Here is a 20,386-nt window from a genome sequence, read left to right as displayed (position 1 = left end):
CCAACTATTATATATCGGTTATAAACACTTTCCAGTGTTAGCGGTTACATTAATTCTAAATTAATTGTACATCTTTTTATATCCTAAAACGATCCTTTAAGCAATGGTAACTATCTATAGTTTACACTATATTTCGACAAAATAAGAAGCCCCGACTCGCCATTTGATCATCTGGCGAATCAGGACCCCTATTTCAATCCTTTATTTCGTTAAATCACTCACTTATGGTTCAATCCCCCATTGGAGACTTCCCACGATATAACCAGTGACTTTGGACCAGTCCGTATAGGAAGTCTGACTACCTGCAAAAGAATAATCATCCGTTTGCGTATAGTTGGTCCAATTGTTCTTGGAGATGCGCGTATGAATTTCCGTACTTTGTCCTGCATTCAGAGTTCCAGCAGAAGCTGTGAATCCAATCTCAAGCACGTGGTCAGCACCTGTCCGAACTGGATTGAGTGCACTGAACGTGCCTGTTACATTCGCACTGCCAGCAGTCGCCCAGTCAGCGAAGAAGTTCTGAGGCTGTTCGCCGTTTATCGTGTAATAATATCTGATTTTCACATCAGACAGATTCAAGGCTGTAGTACCTGTGTTTGTCAGTTTAAATTTGGGACTAATCGAGCTGCCCGTCGCTGAAGTGTTGCTGTTAAACATCTCAATGCGTATGGTTCCAACAGGTGCAGCTGTTGTGTCTTTAATGAGCAGATTCAAGGTCGCAGGAGCGCCTGCGCTGAATTGAAAGGTTAGCGCCGCTGCGCCATTTGGCAGTGAAGCCAGGTAGTTTTCACTTAATACGACCTCATTGCCTGTCAACGTGTAATCTGTACTTGAAACCAGCGTTGCATTCCCGTTGCGAATGGATGCAAGTGTATTGCCGTTAAGTGTTAACGTGACTGGAATATTAACCTGATTGCCTGCTTTGCGATCAAATTCGGCTGTAACCGGTGTAATCGCAGAGTTAGTCACTGGTGTACCTCCGCCATTGTTACCTCCAACACGGTCAGCATACAAAATTCCGCGGCCATTTGTTCCGAGATATACTCTTCCATACAGACGCGGATCACCCGTAATTGTGGTTACACGAGCATACTGATGCTGATCATCATTGATACGAACCCAATTGGCACCACCGTCATCGGAGCGGAAGAATCCACGTGTTCCATCGATTTGTGCAACCGTGTATAACGCAACAACGCTCTGCCCAGGGGCCGCTTTACCAAATCCGATACTGTCTGCTTCCTCTACATTGGCAAGCTTCGTGAATGTTGCGCCTGAATCCGTAGAATGCCATAATCCGTAAGGACCTTCTTCCTCACTACCACCTGCAAACCAGAGTTCACCTTCAACACCTGGAACGGCATCCAGATCGGCATTTCCTTCCATCGGAAGTCCGGTCGCAGATGTTGCCGTGAAAGTAGCACCACCATTCACACTCACATAGATTTTACCCGCTGCAAATCCATAAAATTTGTTTGGATTGACACGATCCGAAATCACTTTTGCCTGTGCAGGTATGCCCGTACTTGCCGTCCATGAATTGCCGTCAGTCGAATAATGTACGCCTTTATCTGATGTGCTCCATACGAGTCGGTTACCATTCGCAGAGATGGCTACGGTCCCTCCTCCGGTTGTGCCGGCAGGTTCTGCATTGGCCTTATACCACGTAGTACCTCCGTCACTGGACAAACCAATGGATTTTGCATTGGGATCAGCAGCATAATCTGCTTTACCTACGCGAACCATCGTATTTGGACTTAACTCTGCAAAATCCAGACTTTCTGTGGAAGGATAGTTCGGGCTCGTAAATATGGTAGCTGGAGCCTGGTCCAGATTGTTATGACGGAATCCGGAGACATCTCCCAATCCGCTTATCAAATGTGCACCACTTGGCGGGCTGACCAGATCCAGCACGGCAATCTCCTCAACCCCCTTCGCCATCACTGAAATATTGATTTTTTCATCATCATCCCAGTCTGTCAGGTTCTTCGTTCCATAGATCGTAGCACCCGTTCCATACATCATGCGATCCGAATCAAACGGATCAATCTCCAGATCACCGATCATCCAGCCCAGTTTTGGGGTTGTTTCAGGTGGGGCAGGATTGGTGCCAAATGTGAGCCATGGCGCTGCCGAAATATCCTGTGTATAACGTAACTTCCGATTCGGATATCCTTCAAATTCCCATATGCGTGTCCACGTCGCTCCGCCATCTGTACTGCGGAACAAGGTGGCATCCGGCCACCAGGAATTTAATGTCGCAACCATCAATGTACCGGGATTCTGTGCATCAACAGCCAATCCGCCATATCCAAAATAATTATCCGTGCTGCTGCTTGGAACAGGGCTGATGTTGGTCCAGACACCTGTCGACGTATTCAGTTTCCACACGTCACCTTTTGCCCCATCATAGGGTCCAACACCATCGCTGTACGTAATATAGAGGCTTCCGTCTGAATCAAACACACCATGATGCGGAATATAACCTGTAGGTTGACCAGCAACAGCTGACCAGGTCAGGCCGCCATTTGTGCTGCGATATACGCTTTGATCTTTATCCGCAACACCCACATAGATTGTCTGGGTTGCTTGCCCTGCCGAACCTGTTGTTTTGTCAAATGTAATCCATGCCAGACCTACGATGTCACTGGTATATTCATTCGAAGGATCTTGCACATAATTTCCCGGATTCGGGAAGCTTGTGACTTCGTTCCAGGTCACACCGTAATCGGTACTTTTCCATAACCCATGACCACTTCGTGCACCGAAATACAGAATACTGTTATCATTTGGGTCCACGGTCAGGCGTTCTCCCATTGAACGTCCCGGCATGTTGCCGCCCACTTTGAACGGAAGTGTTGTGGTTTGCCATGTATCTCCCCGGTCCGTAGAGCGCAAGATGGAGCCATTATTTTGGTCCCACGAATTCGTATACGTCCCAACTGCCATATACACCCGATCGGGATCAACCGGGTCCGTAGCCAGTGCGTCCACACCATTCTTGTTCCAGTCATCCCAGCCGACAAAATCCGTTAAGGGTATCCACCTCTCGTCAACCGCATTCCAGCGATAGGCTCCCCCGATATCTGTACGGGCATAGATCAGATCCTTTTCTGACTCGTTGAAAATAATGCCAGGTACAAACCCGCCTCCTGCACCCGTCACCACATTTTTCCACTCATAGGCTTCACTTGGTGCCGCCGCTGTTGTTCCAGCGAGTCCTCCCAGCGAGGCGGTTACTACAGCAACCGTCAGGCTCATCATTCGCAATTTCCCCATAAACGTTCTCATATCAACTTATCCTCCTCTTCTACTTCGTTACTGCATTTCGGTCTATCCCCGCTGTCTCATCGTGCTGATGATGGCGTGCCAGACGAATCAATGCATCCCTTGATACAAGAAGCCTCACCCCCTTCCAGTCATATTGTTAAGCGCTTACATAATTGTTCTTGATTCGCGGTTATCTGGATAATACTTTCAATAAATAACATTCGCTGGCAATCTCCAAACCCCTCTGTCGAAATTCTGATTTTTGTAAAATATTTTCAGTGTTTAAACTCGTTTATGCAACAAAAAAAGATGCTGTTAGAACAGCACCTTTCGACATTTTATATATAAAAAAAAAAAAAAAAATGGAATCGTTTCTTTCCTGGCAAGCCAGATAGAGGTTCACTACATGAATGGAACCTGTTTATTTCTGGCTACCATAAGTGTGAGTCTCCTGCCCTTTAACGCCCGGTCTGATGACAAAAAGTGAGCCCGCATCCGGTGTCTCTTTTAGACGTTCTTCCTTAATCCCTATACGTGCTGTTGTAATGTATAACTGTTCGAGATCCGGTCCACCAAAACAGCAGGATGTTACCTGATCTGCCGGCACCTCGATCTGTTGCAACAATTCTGATGTATGCGGGTTCCAACGAGTGACTCTTCCTCCGCCCCAGTGTGCAACCCACAGCATGCCCTCACCATCAACCGTCATCCCATCCGGAAAACCGAATTCCTCCGGTATGTGAATGATACTTGTCCGATTTTGTATCGTACCTGCCGTCAGATCAAAATCAAACCGGTCAATAGAACGTGTCGGGGTATCAATGTAATACATGGTCTGCCGATCCGGACTCCAGCCCAGACCGTTGGATGTAGACACACCTTGTACCATTGTGCGAACGGGTTGCCCTTGCTCCAAACAATACAATGATCCGGCTTTGCTCTCATTATTCATGCTCATCGTGCCTGCCCAGAAGCGGCCCTTCGCATCACATTTTCCATCATTAAAACGATTGGTATCCTTATCTTGTTCAGGGTCTTCAATAGCCTGCAGCTCACCCGTAAGCAAGTGAAACGTATGGAATCCACTGCGTAAAGCAACCACAACTTCGTCACCACGATAGGGAACAACAGCCCCGACATGTTCACCGACATCATAAGCCTGATCCTGCCCTGTAGCTGGATCATACACATGCACCTTAAAGCTTTCAATATCTACCCACAACAATCGATTGTTCTCCGCATCCCAGCTTGGACCTTCCCCCAGTAATGCCGGGGTTTGTACTGCTACAGTTACGTCGCTCATGCCCTCACGTCCTTATTCAGATTTGACGCCGCCTGACCATTCGAATCCGATGGCATCCAAGAATGCTTTGGACAATACCATATGGCCCGTTGCATCCGGATGTACCCGGTCATAAGTCAGCACAGACGTATAGAAATGATCCCAAAATGGAGCAAATGCAGCCTGTGTATCCACATACACTGCATCATACTCACTGGCTACCCTGCGTACCGCTTCTCCGTAGATATCCATCGTTGCCCGCATCGGGTCTTCCGGATTAGCCTCAAGATAATAAGGTGTCATTAGTACCAGACCTTTCAGGTTGGGACGAACCGAAGCCACCAGTTCACGCAATGTGGATTCGTATTCTTCAAGAAACACATGTGATTCTGTTGACAATGGGTTGTCGAACTGACGCCATACATCATTAATGCCGATCATGATCGTCAGCCAGTCCGGTTTAAGGTCCAGCACATCACGATCCCAACGCTGTTTCAGATCACGAATCGTATTTCCACCATTACCCACATTTTGGACACGCAACATCAATTCCGGATAGATGGACCGCAAGAGGGCATAGACTTGCGCTACGTAACCATGTCCCAGACCGGAGCTACCTTCGCCTACAGGATGTTCCCGACCACAATCTGTAATCGAATCACCGATAAACAGAAGCTTGTCATTTTTTTGCAATTTCATCGTTATTTTCTCCTTCGCTCCAAGGCGCTAATATAAGAATAATTGATTAATCAGACCGTTAAGTTGTTATCCAATCAGTGATTACCAGCCTTGATTCTTGAGCCATGTGAGACACAGATCTGACCATACCCGAACCGCGTGGTTGTCCTCAGCCAATCCAAGTCCATGTGACCCTTTCTCAAAAACGTGCAAGTCATAGGGGATGCCATGCGCACCCAATGCAAGTGCGTAACGCAAGCTATTCTCTACAGGCACTGCCTGGTCATCGCTGGTATGCCAGATGAACGCTTCAGGAGCATCCGCTCTTACCTGCTGCTCCGCACTGAAAGCCTTGATCTGCTCGGCAGAGGCGTCCGACCCAAGCAAATTCTCACGGGAACCGGCATGTCCATAGGACTCCATCGTAATGACCGGATAACAGAGAATAACTCGGTCCGGGCGTGAACTCTGGCGTTCGATGAGGTCCTCATGATCCGGTTGTCCCTCGTCATACAGCGTTCCCAGTGTTGCTGTGAGATGTCCGCCTGCGGAGAAACCAAGTACTGCAATCTTGGCAGGGTTAATGCCGTACTGCTCAGCATGAGCACGAACATAACGTATGGCACGCTGACCATCTGTTATAGGTGCAGGATGCTGGTGAGGCGCAACCCGATAATTCAGGACAAATGCACTTATACCTGCACGGTTCAACAATTCGGCTATTGGAGCACCTTCATGATCAGCCAAAAATCCATAGCCGCCCCCTGGACATACAATGACAGCGCTCTCGGAACCGGGCTGAATAAATGGAATCAAATCTGGCATTTCGTCTTCATGGCCCTGGGCTGCATAAGGTGCAGCATGATCCCATAAGGGTATAGTTGTTGTCATCTTCAATCATCCTCTCCAAGTAGAACGGATACATGGGTCCGTTTAAACGTTTTCGAATCTCAGGAATCGATACCATCATAACGGTAATGACCCTAACGCATCAATACCTTCCTGGCATCACTTTTTGATCATTTGGGTACATGTTAGTACAAATTACGGAACTGTTCAGGAGTCACCCCCTCAATCCTGCGAAAAGTTGCTACAAAATGGCTTGCATCTCGAAACCCTACCCTAACTGCAGTCTCCCTAATCGTCAGGGCGGTATCCCCGGTCATGATTTCCTTGGCTTTGCGGATACGCAGCAAAATGAAATAACTATAGGCTGTCATGCCAAAGGACTGCTTGAACAAGGTGTTCAGATGTCTGGATGAGATCCCCGTGACGTCAGCCATATGTTCGAGACCAATCTCAGGATTCGCATAATGCTGTTCCATGAATGCAATGAGCGGAGCGAGTCTCTCCACGGCATGAGAGATCGAAGAGCGATTGCCGGTCATGCCATGTTTTTTGAGCAAAATCAGAAATCGATATATATCTGCTGACGCCTCGAGTCCCGACAAATCCTGATCACTTCTGATCGAATCCAGCACTTCCTGGCCGTAATCATTGAACGGACTGCTCTGCTCCCACTGATGCAACGCTGCTTCACCCAGACTAAGTGACTCCAAGATTGCCGGACACTGGGAACCGCCAAATGTAATATAGAATGTCTCCCACTCTCCTTGGGCGCGCACATATTCATGCGGTTCATTTGGCGGCAGCAAAATACCTGATGCTTCCCCCAGTACGACCGTGGACCCGGCAAACTTGAATTCTCCGGCTCCCTTTACTGTCTGAAGCCAATGGTAACAGGGATACCCCACAGGTCTGGACACCTTCTCCTGATTGCCGTTATAACCTAGGCTCTCAATATAAAGGGGCAACGGCTGATCACGTGACGTCATGAAATATCGTTGATGTCGGTGGGAGATAAACATGGGATGCCTCCTTGGGTATAAGTTGAAGTAAACTTCCGTATTCTTATATGAGTCATTACTTTTATTATATTTTAAAAGTCATATGTATCATATAGTATAGGATTATTCTTATACAAGAGGTGAACACATTGATTAGTAACAAACTGCCCAAAATGTTCTACGGGGGCGATTACAACCCGGAACAGTGGGATCACGAAACCCACCTTGAAGACCTGCGCATGTTCCAATTGGCAGGCATTGATATTGCCACAATCAACGTATTTTCATGGGCACTGATTCAGCCTGATGAAGTTACTTACCGTTTTGAAGAACTCGACCAACTGATTAATCGTTTACATGAAAACGGTGTCTATATATGCCTTGCAACAAGCACTGCTGCCCATCCGGCCTGGATGGCAAAGAAATATCCAGACGTGCTTCGTGTAGATGCCGATGGACGCAAACGAAAATTCGGTGGGCGCCATAATTCCTGTCCCAACAGCCTGACCTATCGCAAATACGCTGAGAAGATTGCGGATAAACTGGCCGAACGATACAAGGATCACCCCGCGGTTCTCGTATGGCACATCTCCAACGAATATGGCGGTGAGTGCTACTGTGACAACTGTGAGAAAGCGTTCCGCGTGTATCTGAAAGAACGCTATCAGACTCTGGAACAGGTCAACAAAGCATGGAATACGAATTTCTGGGGGCATACCTTCTACGATTGGGACGAAATTGTATTACCAAGCAACCTGAGCGAACATTGGGGTAACAACAATTCAACGTTCCAGGGAATCTCGCTGGACTACTCTCGCTTCAACTCCGACAGCATGCTGGATTGTTATCTATTGGAATACAATACGATCAAAAAACATATTCCGGACTCCGTTGTTACTACCAATCTGATGGGATTCTTCAAGCAATTAGACTATTTCAAATGGGCAAAATATTTGGATATCGTCTCCTGGGACAGTTATCCTGGTCTCGCAACACCCGTCAGCTTCACGGCAATGGCTCATGACCTTATGCGCGGATTGAAGGATGGTCAACCGTTCATGCTGATGGAGCAAACACCAAGTCAGCAGAACTGGCAACCGTATAACTCACTGAAACGTCCAGGTGTCATGCGTCTGTGGAGTTATCAATCTGTTGCGCACGGGGCCGATACCATCATGTTCTTCCAGCTTCGCCGCTCCATTGGTGCCTGTGAGAAGTATCACGGTGCAGTTATTGAGCATGCTGGGCATGAGAATACACGTGTATTCCGCGAAGTCGCTGAGCTGGGCAAGGAATTGCAGATCCTTGGAGATACCACGCTGGATGCATCTGTTGAATCCAAAGTAGCCATTGTGTTCGACTGGGATAACTGGTGGGCCATCGAAAAATCAAGCGGACCTACGGTTGCCCTGAACTATGTGGATCAGATCCATAAATACTACGCAGCCTTCTTCCGCCGCAACATACAGGTAGATATCGTCAGTGTGGATACGGATATGAGCAAATACGACATTGTCCTTGCCCCTGTTCTTTACATGGTTAAACCAGGGTTTGCCGCCAAACTGGAGAAGTATGTTGAAGCAGGTGGAACATTCCTGACGACCTTCTTCAGCGGCATTGTCAACGAGAACGATCTCGTGACCACAGGTGGATATCCGGGAGAACTTCGTAAACTGCTCGGAATCTGGGTGGAAGAGATTGATGCCCTGCTTCCTGAGCAAAAGAACCGCATTGTCCTTAAAGAAACCTACGGTGATCTTCAAGGAGAGTATGGGTGCGGTATGCTGTGTGACCTGCTGCACAGTGAAGGAGCCGAAATCATTGCGGAGTATGGAGACGACTTTTATAAAGGCATGCCTGTTGTGACACGTAATACCTTTGGTCAAGGTGAAGCCTGGTACGTTGCATCCGACCCGGATGAGCACTTCCTGGATGGTTTGCTGGGACAGCTTGCAGCAGCCAAGAACGTAGAATCCTTGCTTGAGACACCAGAAGGTGTTGAAGTAAGCGCACGAACCAAAGACGGCAAACCCTACCTGTTTGTCATGAACCATAACGCAACCACACAATCCTATGATCTGGGAACAGCTAAGGCACATGATCTGCTCACCAATCGTGAGCTTTCGGGAAGTGTTGAGATTGAAGCCCGTGGAGTGCAATTGCTCGAAATGAAATAAGCGATTTCGCTTAATTGAAATCATTCGGAATAATATAATGTGATAGAAATTCCCGCGATACAAAGTGTCACATATTCATTCCTTTTATACTTGTTATTGTCTTCAGCGAGGATATTGGTATAGATTTCAGACCTTTATCGTCTTCTGTAAGCCAAAAGCTGCTACTTCCCGTATCCGTCTACACCGGATACGGGTTTTTGGCATGATCTGTGGTCTTTTTGATAGAAGGAAATATCAGTATGCAAAGCGAATTGGACGAGAAACACATTTTAACAACGCCTGCCGGAACATGCTTGTGAATCCTGATGCTGATCCATTATAAAATAATGAACAGTTGAAAAATTGGTGACACTCATGATGTCACTTATTCGTTGTTACAATTGAAATATACTACGACATCACTTTCCGGCGGCGCAGATCGAAACGGAGTGGCTGACATGAACAGAACAAATCGGCTTGCTGCCATTGTAATGGCATTACAGCATGGTCACGAAACGGCACACTCATTAGGTGAGAAATTTGAGGTTTCCCGTCGCACGATTCTTCGGGATATTCAATCCCTCTCCGAGATGAATGTGCCCATTATTGCCATTTCCGGTCCGGGAGGCGGTTTCAGTCTTATGGAGGGTTACGTATTACCCCCATTACAGCTGGACCCGGTAGAAGCAGCGACGCTCTTATTCGCTCTTGAAGGTCTAAGTCGCTACGCCGACACACCCTTTCATGAGAAACGCTGGACCCTGATGAACAAAGTTAAGGCTATCATTCCGGATGATATTATGTCGCGAATTGATCCCATGCTCAAACAACTGCATCATCATATTCCAGACCGCAATTACATTCTTCCTCATCTGGACGCACTGCTGGCATGTATACCCGAACACGGGTGGCTTAGTGTGCTGTATCGCTCCGCATCACGTCAGCGTTGGTTGCATATCTGTCCCACACGGGTATATGCTTCCTCTGGCTTCTGGTACTGTGAAGCATATTCCCTCGAACATGTTGAACAACGGCTGTTCCGGGTTGACCGAATTATCGAAGTCAAAGCGATCGAACCACAGGATGCACAGATGCTTAATGAACAGGCAGAGCAACAGCAGAGTAAGCCGACCCCTCCAGAACAGCCGCCAACCCTGGTTAAGGTACAACTGAGTTATCGGGGAATGATTGAAGCTGAACAGGACGAGCATATTGGTGAAAAGATGACTGAAATTGCCCCGGATCTCTGGGAATTATCATTCCTTTGTCCACCAGGGGAATGGGACTGGGCCGTACGATTCTTTTACCGATTAGGACGTGAAGCCGAAGTGATTGAACCTCTCCAACTTCGCAGTGAGATTCGTCAGCATGCCGAGGAAGTGAGCCGGAGATACCTTGCTTCAACCAAGTCGTAGCTTGACTACACACAAAAAGGAGCCTACTGATATCATGACATATGAAGCCGTTATAACGTACGAAGAAGCAGTACAGCGTATCGAGTCTATAGGGCTGCTGCCTCTGGCACCACTATTTGCCGATTATCCTTCTCTGTCATCGCTAACCCCCAAAGAACATTGGCACAAGGATGATGAATTCGATCCTTGGTTATGGCGTTCACGCCTGGCTGAAGAGGGCATTGCTGCATATGGAAAATTTGTCAAAAAGAAAGCGCTTCTTGTCTCATCTGAATACTTCCCTTGGGTACACCGACTGCTTGCCGATTCCAGAACTATCAAGGAACAGTATGAAGCGGGTCTACTCTCCCGTGAAGCGTTCAAACTCCATGCGTTAGTTGCAGAACAAGAAGGCATCGATGGACGTGCCTTGCGATCACAAGCCGGTTTCGGGGCAAAAGAGGACAAAAAAACATTTGACCGTGGACTTCTGGACCTTCAGGGCTGTGCAGCCATTGTGATCAGTGGCACCAAAGAAAAAGAAGGGCTCGCAGAAGGCAAAGTCGCCTGGAACAGCTCCGCATACGAAACTGCTGGTCACTGGATGGAACGTCACGGCATTAAGCCATATGAAGGCAGCATAGAAGAGGCACGTGAACTATTGATTGTGCAACTACAACAACATGCTTCACCTGCAGCATTATCAAGCATCTCCAAAGCGTTTGGCATCCGTGGAATCTAAATAAAGCCAATCCCGGTTGTAGTGCAAATTTCAACCGGAATTGGCTGTGGTTCACCATATAATGTAACCCAGACGATCAACAGCCCCCATCGACAATGGATTTAGAGAATTACGCCATCCTTGAATATGGCAATCTCCCGGAATCCATGCTGCTCACTAAGTGTGTGTGACCGTCCTGAAGCAATGTCAATCAGCTGGCTGAACAACTGCACTTTCACCTCATCCATCGTCTTCCCCTCCAACAGCTGGCCTGCGTTGAAGTCAATCCAGTGTTTTTTGCGATTCGCCAGATCGGATTGGGTCGCAATCTTGACGGTAGGTACCGGACCTCCGAAGGGAGTCCCCCGCCCTGTTGTGAAGAGCACAATATGTGCACCCGCCGCAGACAGTGCCGTTACAGATACCAAGTCATTACCCGGTGCTTCTACAATGTTCAGACCGGTTTGAGTTACACGTTTGCCATAACGTAGAACGTCGACTACGGAAGAACGTCCTCCCTTTTGCGTACACCCAAGTGACTTTTCCTCTAGCGTTGTGATGCCACCAGCCTTATTCCCAGGTGAAGGATTCTCATAGATGTTCTGGCCATGGTTCACAAAATATTGCTTGAAGCCGTTCACGAGGTCCACCAAATCGTGAAACACCTGCTCATTGGCAGCCCGGTTCATCAAGATCGTCTCCGCACCAAACATCTCCGGAACTTCCGTCAGAATAGCCGTACCCCCGGCAGCAACCAACATATCAGCAACTGCACCGACCAGTGGATTGGCTGTAATGCCGGATAAACCATCGGAACCGCCACACTTCAACCCAATTTTGAGTTTACTGAGCGGAAGCGGCTGCCGTTGTTCATGTTCAACGATCTCCACAAGTTCTTCCATCAGTCGAAGCCCTTCCTCAAGCTCGTCATCCGTTTCCTGTGCTTTGAGAAACCGTACTTTACCGCGGTATTCCGGAGCAATACACTCACGGAATTCATCGACCTGATTGTTCTCACAGCCCAGACCGATGACGAGCACGCCTCCTGCATTCGGATGCTCCACCAAGGAGGCCAGCAACTGTTGTGTATACTTCAGATCATCACCAAGCTGTGAACACCCGAATGGATGCGGAAAGTGAAATACACCATCTACCCGGCTTCCAAACTGGGACTGCCCCATACGTGCCAAAGCTTCACACACTTTATTGATACATCCAACCGTATTCACAATCCAGATCTCATTACGAATACCTGCGTCACCATTGGGGCGCAAATATCCATCAAATGAGCGCAGATGTTCCGGAGGCATGTCCGTCTGAACCTGCGCGCCCGGCTGATACTCATATTCAAGTAATCCGTGCAGACCCGTCTTCAGGTTGTGACTATGAATCCAGCTTCCCTGCTCAATCTGCTCTTGGGCAATCCCGATGGAGAAACCATACTTCATCACATCATCACCCGGTGCCAGGGTATGCACAGCAATCTTATGCCCTTTGGGCACGTCATCCAGCAAGGTAAAAGAAACACCGTCTGGCAGGGTAATGCATTCTCCTTTGGCATAATCCCGAAGCGCTATAATGACATCATCCTGTGGTTGAATGGCAATCCAGTCATTGATTGTACTTGTTGTGTTCATTTCCCTTCACCTTCCAACAATCCGATTTCACGAACAAGTGATGCACGCAGCCCTTCTCTTGCATCCAGATTTTCGCCCCAGATCAAGGTATCCGACAACACGGCCGCTACCCGGTCATCCAATTGGTTCTGATCCCTGTTAAGCGTGTCATAACCGTCCCAGTGTGCAGCCAAAGCAGCCAGGACATCCGGGTCATCCCGCAGCAGAATATCTTCCCCATTCAGTCGTTGTGCCTTGTAACCTTCTGGCGTATTTACCGGACGATAGAGACACAATAATCCAGCAAACCCTTGAATTAAACGTTCTGGCCAACTTCCCTGATTTTGCTCGTAAGACAATAGTGTTGGCAGCACACGCACCTTGAATTTTCCGATCGTATTCAAAGCAATATCTTGCAATTTGTGATCAATATACGGGTTAAGGAACCGTTCGAATACTTCTTCTGCATACTGGTCCAGCTGATGATCGGGCATATCCAGAGCAGACACGATCTCCTGATGCACAGCTTCCCTGATCCATGAGCCAAAATGTGGATCTTCCATCGTTTCTCTCACATGCTGCTTACCTTGCAGAATGCCGAGGGATGACATTAAGGTATGTGCCCCATTCAAAATACGAACTTTGCGTACCTGAAAAGGCTTCAGATCTTTCACCCAATGTACATTGAGACCTGCCTGCTTGAGAGGAAGTTTTTTGTCCAATGATTCATCACCCTGAATGGCCCAAAAATGATATGGCTCTGCCGTATTAATCAACTGGTCCTCATACCCCCAGCGATTCGTCAGGGAATCGGCTTCCTCCTGGGTCGGCGCACCTGTTACGATTCGATCTACCAGATTGTTCAGGAAGTGATTATGGTTCTCGATCCATGAACGGAAGCCATCCGAATACCCATAATCCTCACTATGACGGAGGACACAACTGCGAAGCACATCACCATTGCCTTCAAGCAGCTCACATGGCAGATGAATCAAACCTCTGGATGGATCACCATCAAATTTCAAATATCGCTGATGCAGGAAAACCGTTAATTTCCCCGGAAATGATTGGACCGGTTCACCCTCGATATAGTCCGCATACGTATATTTCAATCCTGATTCGGTTGTATTGGAAATAACGAACTCAAGTGAAGGCAGTTCCGCCAAGTTCAGAAAGGCATCCCATTCCTCATACGGATTAATACACTGTGAGAAAATGGAGATCAACTCTGTCCGCTCAACCGGCTTCCCTTGAGACAGCCCTCGTGTAATCATCGTATATAATCCATCCTGATCACGAATCTGCTCCAGCTTGGCTTTGCCTCCCGGTCGTGGTTGGGTAACAGCTACACTTCCATGGAATTTGCCTTGTCTGGCACTCTCATGAAGCATCCAGTCTGCAAATCCCCGCAAGAAATTACCTTCTCCAATCTGCAAAACCTTCACAGGACGTTCCATAATCTCCTTGCACTTGCGCTGACCATCGCTCCCCAGTAAATTCAGCTTCAACCTTGGCCGTTTCGTGCTTGCCGACATGGACACTCACCTCATCGATTATTTGTACTGTCGGAATGCAGCTCGAAGGCTCTGCACCCTTTTATTGTAAACGCTTTAAATTCATTGTATCATCAATAAAAGGAAATTAAATTGCTTATATTGCGGTAAATATACTCTCTCATGACCAGGTATAACATCTCGTTGAAGACGATCGTCTGGAAAGGAGTCTTTATGGAACGTTCACCTGTTCGTACGACTATTCAAGCAGAATCCGGTATTCCGTTCCGCCTGGTGTACAGCGATACCAAATCCCCTCAGAACGAATTGCCAGATCACCTTCACGACTGGCATGAAATTATCTATGTATATCGGGGTCAGGGAAGCATCTTTATTGATACGGGACTTGAGAATATGCAGGAAGGAGATCTGTTCATTATACCGGGCAGCACGGTTCACCGAGCCTTGCCGGATGCAGGCAATCCTGTCACATCTTCCGCATTGTTCTTCAGCCCGGGCTTACTGGCATCCACCGCCGGAGGTGCTGCTTCTTCTTTGCTAAGCCTGTTTGAACGTTGTCGTAAACAACGTGTGTATAAGAGGCATCTGAACACAGAGGAGCAATCACAGGTGGCTGCCCTCATTGATGATATTCAGACCGAATTCCAGCTCGGTCATCATCTAAGCGCACATGCGGCCCTGTTAAGGCTGCAACTGTTGCTCATTTTTCTGGAACGTCTGGAAGCTGCGGGACCTGCGAATCCGGGTAAATCCGCTCCGGGTCCCTCATGGCTCTCTTCTACGATCTCTCATATTGACGAGAACCTTCGGAATGGCCTTTCCCTCCCTGAACTGGCGCAGTACGCCTCTGTATCCCCTGCCCATTTCAGTCGTGCCTTCAAACGATACACGGGAATGACTCTAACGGATTACGCATTAGCACGAAGGGTCATTATGGCGAAAGAGCATCTGGTGCAAGGTGATGAGACGATGGCAGCCGTTGCCGATGCTTGCGGGTTCGACAGCCTGCCCCACTTTTACCGTCAATTCAAAAAATTAACCGGTACAACGCCCGCAGCATACCGCAGAACCATGAACAGTTCTCGTTAAAATAGAACCAGACTGGAACATAGGTGCCTGGGTCTAATCATATATATCCACATATTCTTCCATATGGAAGATGTGGTATGATAATCTGGATTATTACTTGCCGGAAACATTGCATTCCGTTGTCAGAGGAGCTTAGCATTCCATGTTAAACGAATTGAATCGCAGGAATATTGGCATCTTCGCCCATGTGGATGCGGGGAAAACAACCACCACCGAGCATATGTTATTTGAGAGTGGTGTCGTCCGCAGTCCGGGACGTGTAGATAACGGAACAACAGCCACAGACTCCCTGGACATTGAGAAAGAACGTGGCATATCCGTTCAGGCCGCCATGACCTCTCTGATCTGGAAGAACACCATCATTGACCTCATTGATACGCCTGGTCACATTGATTTTAGCTCCGAAGTAGAGCGAACGCTACGGGTAATGGATGGCGCTATTCTCATTCTGTCGGCAGTAGAAGGCATTCAATCCCAGAGTGAAGCCATCTGGCATGCCCTTCGTTCACTTCGCATCCCAACCATCATTTATATTAATAAAATGGATCGGATTGGTGCGTCTGCCCCAGCGGTAATGGAGCAGATTCGTTCCACCCTGTCCCCTTTCGCATGCGAAATCCAAACGTATCAGTTCCACGAAGATTCATTTCATGGCATCGACTCGCTATGGAACCCGAATCAAGATTCTCTGTCAGATGGCACACCTTCCATTCCAGGTCTGGTCGAGATACTTGCCGAGCTGGACGAAAAGGTCATGGAAGCCTACATCCAGGAGACTCCGTTATCACAAAGGGATCTGAATGAAGCATTCCTGCGGTATGTGCATCAGGGTGAGATGTTCCCTGTGTGTTATGGGGCTTCCGGCAAAGGAATTGGCGTCACGGCATTGCTGGACACGGTCCTTGCATTTCTGCCTCCACCTGCACAACCAGTGGACTCTCCCGTATCCGGTGTTGTGTTCAAAATTGAACGTGACCGTACGATGGGCCGCACGGCATACGTCCGTATGTATGGTGGCAGCTTACACAATCGGGATACCATCCATAATTCGACGCGGGAGCTTGAAGAGAAAGTGACGCAGATTCGCCGTATGGATGGACGAAAATGGGCGGATACCGGTGCCGTTCACGCGGGGCAGATTGCTGCGCTGTATGGACTGAGTGACACACATGTGGGTGACATTATCGGCAATCCTGAAGGTGTACCTCCTCTGCCACAGATGGCTGTGCCTTTGCTGACCGTACAAGTACATGGCAAGGACCCGGCACGTTACCCCGATCTTGTCGCAGCATTGCAAGAGTTGACGGATGAAGACCCCTTACTCGACCTGCAATGGTTGCCGGAGGAACGAGAACTGCATCTCAAGGTCATGGGAACCATTCAGCTTGAGATTTTATCCAGCCTGTTGCTGAGTCGTTTCGGATTGGATGTCGTGTTTGATCCGCCATCCGTCATCTATAAGGAGACACCACGTACAGCCGGAGAAGGTTACATCGCTTATACGATGCCTAAGCCCTGCTGGGCCATCCTTCGCTTCAAGATTGAACCTTTGCCTCGCGGAAGCGGTCTGATCTATGCCTCAACCGTAAGGACAGAAGATCTGCTGTTACGTTATCAGAATGAAGTTGAACGACGAATTCCGGAAGCCTTGTCTCAAGGTATGCTCGGTTGGGAAGTAACCGATCTGCGCATCACGCTGGTGGAAGGGGAACATCATGTCTGGCATACACATCCCCTGGATTTTGTTGTAGCCACGCCTATGGGAATCATGGATGGATTGTCGAGAACAGGTACCACGTTGCTGGAACCCCTTCTTCAGTTCCGGCTGACGGTCCCGGAGGAATACGGCGGTAAGGCCCTTAGTGATCTGGTACATATGCGGGCAACCTTCGAAGCCCCCGTCATCGGTAGCGGACGTTGTATTATTGAAGGAGTTATGCCTCTTGCCACCTCAATGGATTATCCGGTGAAACTGCGTTCCGAGACCAGCGGCCGCGGAGTGCTTACGACTTCGTTTGCCGGATACCAAGATTGTCCTGCGGATGTGAATCATACGCGCAAACGCAGAGGAGTTAACCCGCTGGATCAGTCGAAATATATTTTAAGTGTACGAAACGCGATTACATCATAAATGGAGTTGAACCTGTGCTTATTAAATTTCTTATCTTTGGCCTTTTATGGCGGATTGTAGGTAATCCGTTCATTGCCATCCTCATTTTACTCGTTATACTGTATTTCCTGGATCGTCGTTACGTTGGGGTGTTCCCAAGCTTCACGAAACCTCTCAAACGTATGCGTAACATCTCACGGCTTCGGCAACAGCTTGCCATGAGTCCTAATGAAGTTTCTTCCAAGCTGGAACTGGCTCGCCTGTTAATTGAGCGCAAGCGTTACAGTGAGGCACATGCGTTATTGCTTGAACTGGAACGCCCATACGAGCAATCAGCTGAGTACTGGGAGGCATTAGGAACAACTGAGCTTCATTTGGGCAACATCGAAAAAGGCGAACGTCATATTTTGCAAGCACTCGAGATCAACCCCAGAGTTAAGTACGGACGCCCGTACCTAACCCTTGCTGGAGCCTTCAAAGATACGCATGAGGACAAAGCGCTGGATTATGTGCATCAGTTTCAGGAGATTCATTCCTCTTCCAGTGAAGCTTATTATCTGCTCGGTTCGGTTCACCGTTCCCTTGGGCGCAATGCAGACGCGAAGCAGGCATACGAGCAATCGTTGAACGTTTATCGTTCGTTACCCAAATACAAAAAACGTCAGGAGCGCCGCTGGGCTGTCCGCAGTTGGTTCCGCAAACGTGGATTGTAATGTCATCCGCTATACACCGTAATCTTCATATATCACTTTTCTAACCAATAAAAGTGCACTGATCTCTGCCCTCGTATGAGCAGAACCAGTGCACTTTATTCTTAACAGCGATATTAATACACCAATATCTCACACAGTCGTTCTTCATGGAGATTCATCCAGTCGATCCGCTGTTTGAGCTTCACAATCTGCTCCACAGCCACTTCCGGCTCATCTGTACCCTCGAACATCCGACTGATGAAATGCATGACCACATCCAGACTACGCAGCAAAATCAATCGAGGTATGGCCAGCAACTCTTCCGGTTTCAGGCTGACCTGTTCCCCAAATCCCCTGATCAGTCCCTCCTGTGCCTGCCACATCCAATCTTCACTCTTGTCCATGGTAAGGAGGTCAGACATCGGAACAGCCAGCTCCATTACCCTCAAATCCCATGTCGCAAATTCAAAATCCAAAATGGCACAGATTTCACCATCCTGCTGATCTACCAACACATTCGAGGCATTCACGTCCCCATGAACCAATTGATGCGGCAGATGTTCCATGCCCCGCAGGGCTTCAAACAGATCTGGAAGCGCCTCTCTCAGTTGCTTCAACTCATTTGTACATGCGGCCAATTGCTCCGGCGGCGATGTGCATAGCTGTAATAATCGTTCTGGTGAACAGAGCGGATACGCATCCTGAATTCGATAGTATGGTGGATACACAGGTTCAAGTGGTATATCCAGCGTAGCCATAACAGTAGACAGGGCCCCCGCCGCTTTACCGAGCCCTATCAATTGATCTGGTGTGTGCCAGATGGGATTGACGCCTTCCCTATAATGAAACAGAGTCACTATTTTGGTATGACCAGTGAGGGTATCTTTTACAGGAAGGAATGTACCTCCCTCACCAGATAACCGCCTTACAGGTGAAGGTGTATCAAGCTTAAAGTTCGAACGTTGAAGGGCTGCCAGCACCTCGTGTTCAAAGGTGATTTTCATCGGATCATTATGTGTTTCATATTGTCTCATGACGTAATTAGTCCCGTCTACATGGAGCATGTAAGTAGAATTATTCATCCCACCCTTTCCACGCTCGCCTTTCCAGTCCGATGTGAAACCATATAAGGCCAACACTTCGGATATACGCTGCTGCTCTGAAGGATGGAGGGAACCGGAATCGATGTTTTGCACCAAAAATTAACCCCTTTATCTCACAAAATGGAACTGTCTTTTATTTATCTTAAAGGAAGTCCATCGCTTGGTCTAGTTCTGTTCCAAAGTGATCAAGAGAACGGGTAATATCCCGTCCGATTAAGCTGCTCCGCAATGACACGATACCCTCTTGCATTAGGATGTACTCTATCCCAGAACAACAGTTCACGTTCACGACCTTCAAACCTGTCATAGACCTGAGCACACGCATAGTTGCCTGATCCGGCTCCATTCAAAAACGAATTATATTGGCGCACCCAGTATGCAGCTTCCGTCGCTTGTGGATATGGGTTGTACAATCCGATGGATCGGACCATATACTCATGGTTGCCCTTTAACTGCCGAATGTGCCGCATGATCTGAGATACATTACTGCGGGTTTCTCCGAGCACCTGTGTCATTTTGCTGGCATTTGGAATGCCATTACTTGCTTTAAACGTACGAATCAGATCATTCCCGCCAATGGATATGGTAATGATATCCGCTTCACGGAGCGATTGCCGCACTCGGGGATGCGAAGAGATCATCTGCAACATTTCCCCCGACGTCAGTCCATTGACGCCCATATTTTCCATGGATACAAACGTACGAACATTCATTTCTGCCATTCGCCGATATAAAGGAACAAAGCCGGTGCCCAGCAACGCTCCTGTACCTACCGTTAATGAATCTCCTATAGCCACATATCGATATACCATCCCGTCGCCCCTCTCTGCTGTGATTTCTCTGAACAATAATGAACTGCTCTATATCTTATGATGAGCGGGACGACAAGGCGCGGGATGGTGTCCTTAGGCATG

General features: G+C 48.1%; 15 protein-coding genes. 6 read left to right on the top strand and 9 right to left on the bottom strand.

Translation table 11 applies throughout. From position 1 onward, the window contains the following. Positions 1-222: 222 nt before the first annotated feature. The 5 genes from MHI55_RS11645 to MHI55_RS11625 form a co-directional block, all read right to left on the bottom strand. A complete protein-coding gene (locus tag MHI55_RS11645; RefSeq protein WP_340390592.1) occupies positions 223-3,261 on the bottom strand; it encodes a X2-like carbohydrate binding domain-containing protein in 3,039 nt (1,012 codons plus the stop codon). A gap of 430 nt (positions 3,262-3,691) precedes the next feature. Then, the gene (locus MHI55_RS11640) at positions 3,692-4,573 is read right to left on the bottom strand and encodes an SMP-30/gluconolactonase/LRE family protein (protein WP_340390078.1); all 882 of its coding nucleotides are present in this window, start codon (positions 4,571-4,573) and stop codon (positions 3,692-3,694) included. Positions 4,574-4,585: 12 nt separating this feature from the next. Continuing rightward, on the bottom strand, positions 4,586-5,251 hold the full coding sequence (locus MHI55_RS11635; protein WP_339784611.1) for an SGNH/GDSL hydrolase family protein: 666 nt from the start codon (positions 5,249-5,251) through the stop codon (positions 4,586-4,588). 81 nt (positions 5,252-5,332) lie between these two features. Beyond that, positions 5,333-6,121: an alpha/beta hydrolase gene (locus tag MHI55_RS11630; protein ID WP_340390076.1), complete on the bottom strand. Its 789-nt coding sequence runs from the start codon at positions 6,119-6,121 to the stop codon at positions 5,333-5,335. A 143-nt stretch (positions 6,122-6,264) separates the two neighbouring features. Next, positions 6,265-7,098, bottom strand: a complete 834-nt coding sequence (locus MHI55_RS11625; protein ID WP_340390074.1) for an AraC family transcriptional regulator — start codon at positions 7,096-7,098, stop codon at positions 6,265-6,267. Between the two features lie 128 nt (positions 7,099-7,226). On the opposite strand from MHI55_RS11625, the gene MHI55_RS11620 reads away from it, so the two are divergent. The 3 genes from MHI55_RS11620 to MHI55_RS11610 all read left to right on the top strand — a co-directional run bounded on the left by MHI55_RS11620 (position 7,227) and on the right by MHI55_RS11610 (position 11,369). Then, complete coding sequence (locus tag MHI55_RS11620) at positions 7,227-9,254, top strand: beta-galactosidase (protein ID WP_340390072.1); 2,028 nt, start codon at positions 7,227-7,229, stop codon at positions 9,252-9,254. A gap of 437 nt (positions 9,255-9,691) precedes the next feature. Next, the gene (locus tag MHI55_RS11615; RefSeq protein WP_101313422.1) at positions 9,692-10,648 is read left to right on the top strand and encodes a WYL domain-containing protein; all 957 of its coding nucleotides are present in this window, start codon (positions 9,692-9,694) and stop codon (positions 10,646-10,648) included. Positions 10,649-10,682: 34 nt separating this feature from the next. After that, positions 10,683-11,369, top strand: coding sequence for a hypothetical protein (locus MHI55_RS11610; protein ID WP_340390070.1), 687 nt, complete (start codon positions 10,683-10,685; stop codon positions 11,367-11,369). A gap of 101 nt (positions 11,370-11,470) precedes the next feature. On the opposite strand, the gene MHI55_RS11605 is transcribed toward MHI55_RS11610, so the two are convergent. Next, complete coding sequence (locus MHI55_RS11605; RefSeq protein ID WP_340390068.1) at positions 11,471-12,985, bottom strand: altronate dehydratase family protein; 1,515 nt, start codon at positions 12,983-12,985, stop codon at positions 11,471-11,473. Further along, positions 12,982-14,499, bottom strand: coding sequence for a tagaturonate reductase (locus MHI55_RS11600; RefSeq protein ID WP_340390066.1), 1,518 nt, complete (start codon positions 14,497-14,499; stop codon positions 12,982-12,984). Before MHI55_RS11600 ends, MHI55_RS11605 begins: the two co-directional genes overlap by 4 nt. A 192-nt stretch (positions 14,500-14,691) precedes the next feature. On the opposite strand from MHI55_RS11600, the gene MHI55_RS11595 reads away from it, so the two are divergent. From MHI55_RS11595 to MHI55_RS11585, 3 genes are all read left to right on the top strand, one after another. Then, positions 14,692-15,567, top strand: a complete 876-nt coding sequence (locus tag MHI55_RS11595) for an AraC family transcriptional regulator (protein ID WP_076208950.1) — start codon at positions 14,692-14,694, stop codon at positions 15,565-15,567. A gap of 142 nt (positions 15,568-15,709) precedes the next feature. Then, positions 15,710-17,698: a translation factor GTPase family protein gene (locus MHI55_RS11590; RefSeq protein WP_340390064.1), complete on the top strand. Its 1,989-nt coding sequence runs from the start codon at positions 15,710-15,712 to the stop codon at positions 17,696-17,698. A 14-nt stretch (positions 17,699-17,712) separates the two neighbouring features. Further along, positions 17,713-18,390 (top strand): tetratricopeptide repeat protein, encoded by a 678-nt coding sequence (locus MHI55_RS11585; protein ID WP_026081149.1) that lies wholly within the window; start codon positions 17,713-17,715, stop codon positions 18,388-18,390. Positions 18,391-18,503: 113 nt separating this feature from the next. On the opposite strand, the gene MHI55_RS11580 is transcribed toward MHI55_RS11585, so the two are convergent. Both MHI55_RS11580 and MHI55_RS11575 read right to left on the bottom strand, forming a co-directional pair. Further along, a complete protein-coding gene (locus tag MHI55_RS11580) occupies positions 18,504-19,565 on the bottom strand; it encodes a phosphotransferase (protein WP_101313420.1) in 1,062 nt (353 codons plus the stop codon). Positions 19,566-19,657: 92 nt separating this feature from the next. Then, complete coding sequence (locus MHI55_RS11575; protein WP_017689264.1) at positions 19,658-20,284, bottom strand: GDSL-type esterase/lipase family protein; 627 nt, start codon at positions 20,282-20,284, stop codon at positions 19,658-19,660. Positions 20,285-20,386 lie beyond the last annotated feature (102 nt).

The organism is Paenibacillus sp. FSL E2-0151, from assembly GCF_037993015.1.
GTDB lineage: Bacteria > Bacillota > Bacilli > Paenibacillales > Paenibacillaceae > Paenibacillus > Paenibacillus amylolyticus.
Note: the sequence above shows the minus strand (reverse complement) of the source record. Positions and strands in the feature narration are given on the sequence as shown.

Excerpts from the sequence above, each read along its gene's own strand:
- MHI55_RS11610 (WP_340390070.1), top strand. The coding sequence starts at position 10,683 with ATGACATATGAAGCCGTTATAACGTACGAAGAAGCAGTACAGCGTATC.
- MHI55_RS11645 (WP_340390592.1), bottom strand. The coding sequence starts at position 3,261 with ATGAGCCTGACGGTTGCTGTAGTAACCGCCTCGCTGGGAGGACTCGCT.
- MHI55_RS11575 (WP_017689264.1), bottom strand. The coding sequence starts at position 20,284 with ATGGTATATCGATATGTGGCTATAGGAGATTCATTAACGGTAGGTACA.
- MHI55_RS11630 (WP_340390076.1), bottom strand. The coding sequence starts at position 6,121 with ATGACAACAACTATACCCTTATGGGATCATGCTGCACCTTATGCAGCC.
- MHI55_RS11605 (WP_340390068.1), bottom strand. The coding sequence starts at position 12,985 with ATGAACACAACAAGTACAATCAATGACTGGATTGCCATTCAACCACAG.
- MHI55_RS11590 (WP_340390064.1), top strand. The coding sequence starts at position 15,710 with ATGTTAAACGAATTGAATCGCAGGAATATTGGCATCTTCGCCCATGTG.
- MHI55_RS11640 (WP_340390078.1), bottom strand. The coding sequence starts at position 4,573 with ATGAGCGACGTAACTGTAGCAGTACAAACCCCGGCATTACTGGGGGAA.
- MHI55_RS11600 (WP_340390066.1), bottom strand. The coding sequence starts at position 14,499 with ATGTCGGCAAGCACGAAACGGCCAAGGTTGAAGCTGAATTTACTGGGG.
- MHI55_RS11635 (WP_339784611.1), bottom strand. The coding sequence starts at position 5,251 with ATGAAATTGCAAAAAAATGACAAGCTTCTGTTTATCGGTGATTCGATT.
- MHI55_RS11595 (WP_076208950.1), top strand. The coding sequence starts at position 14,692 with ATGGAACGTTCACCTGTTCGTACGACTATTCAAGCAGAATCCGGTATT.
- MHI55_RS11625 (WP_340390074.1), bottom strand. The coding sequence starts at position 7,098 with ATGTTTATCTCCCACCGACATCAACGATATTTCATGACGTCACGTGAT.
- MHI55_RS11615 (WP_101313422.1), top strand. The coding sequence starts at position 9,692 with ATGAACAGAACAAATCGGCTTGCTGCCATTGTAATGGCATTACAGCAT.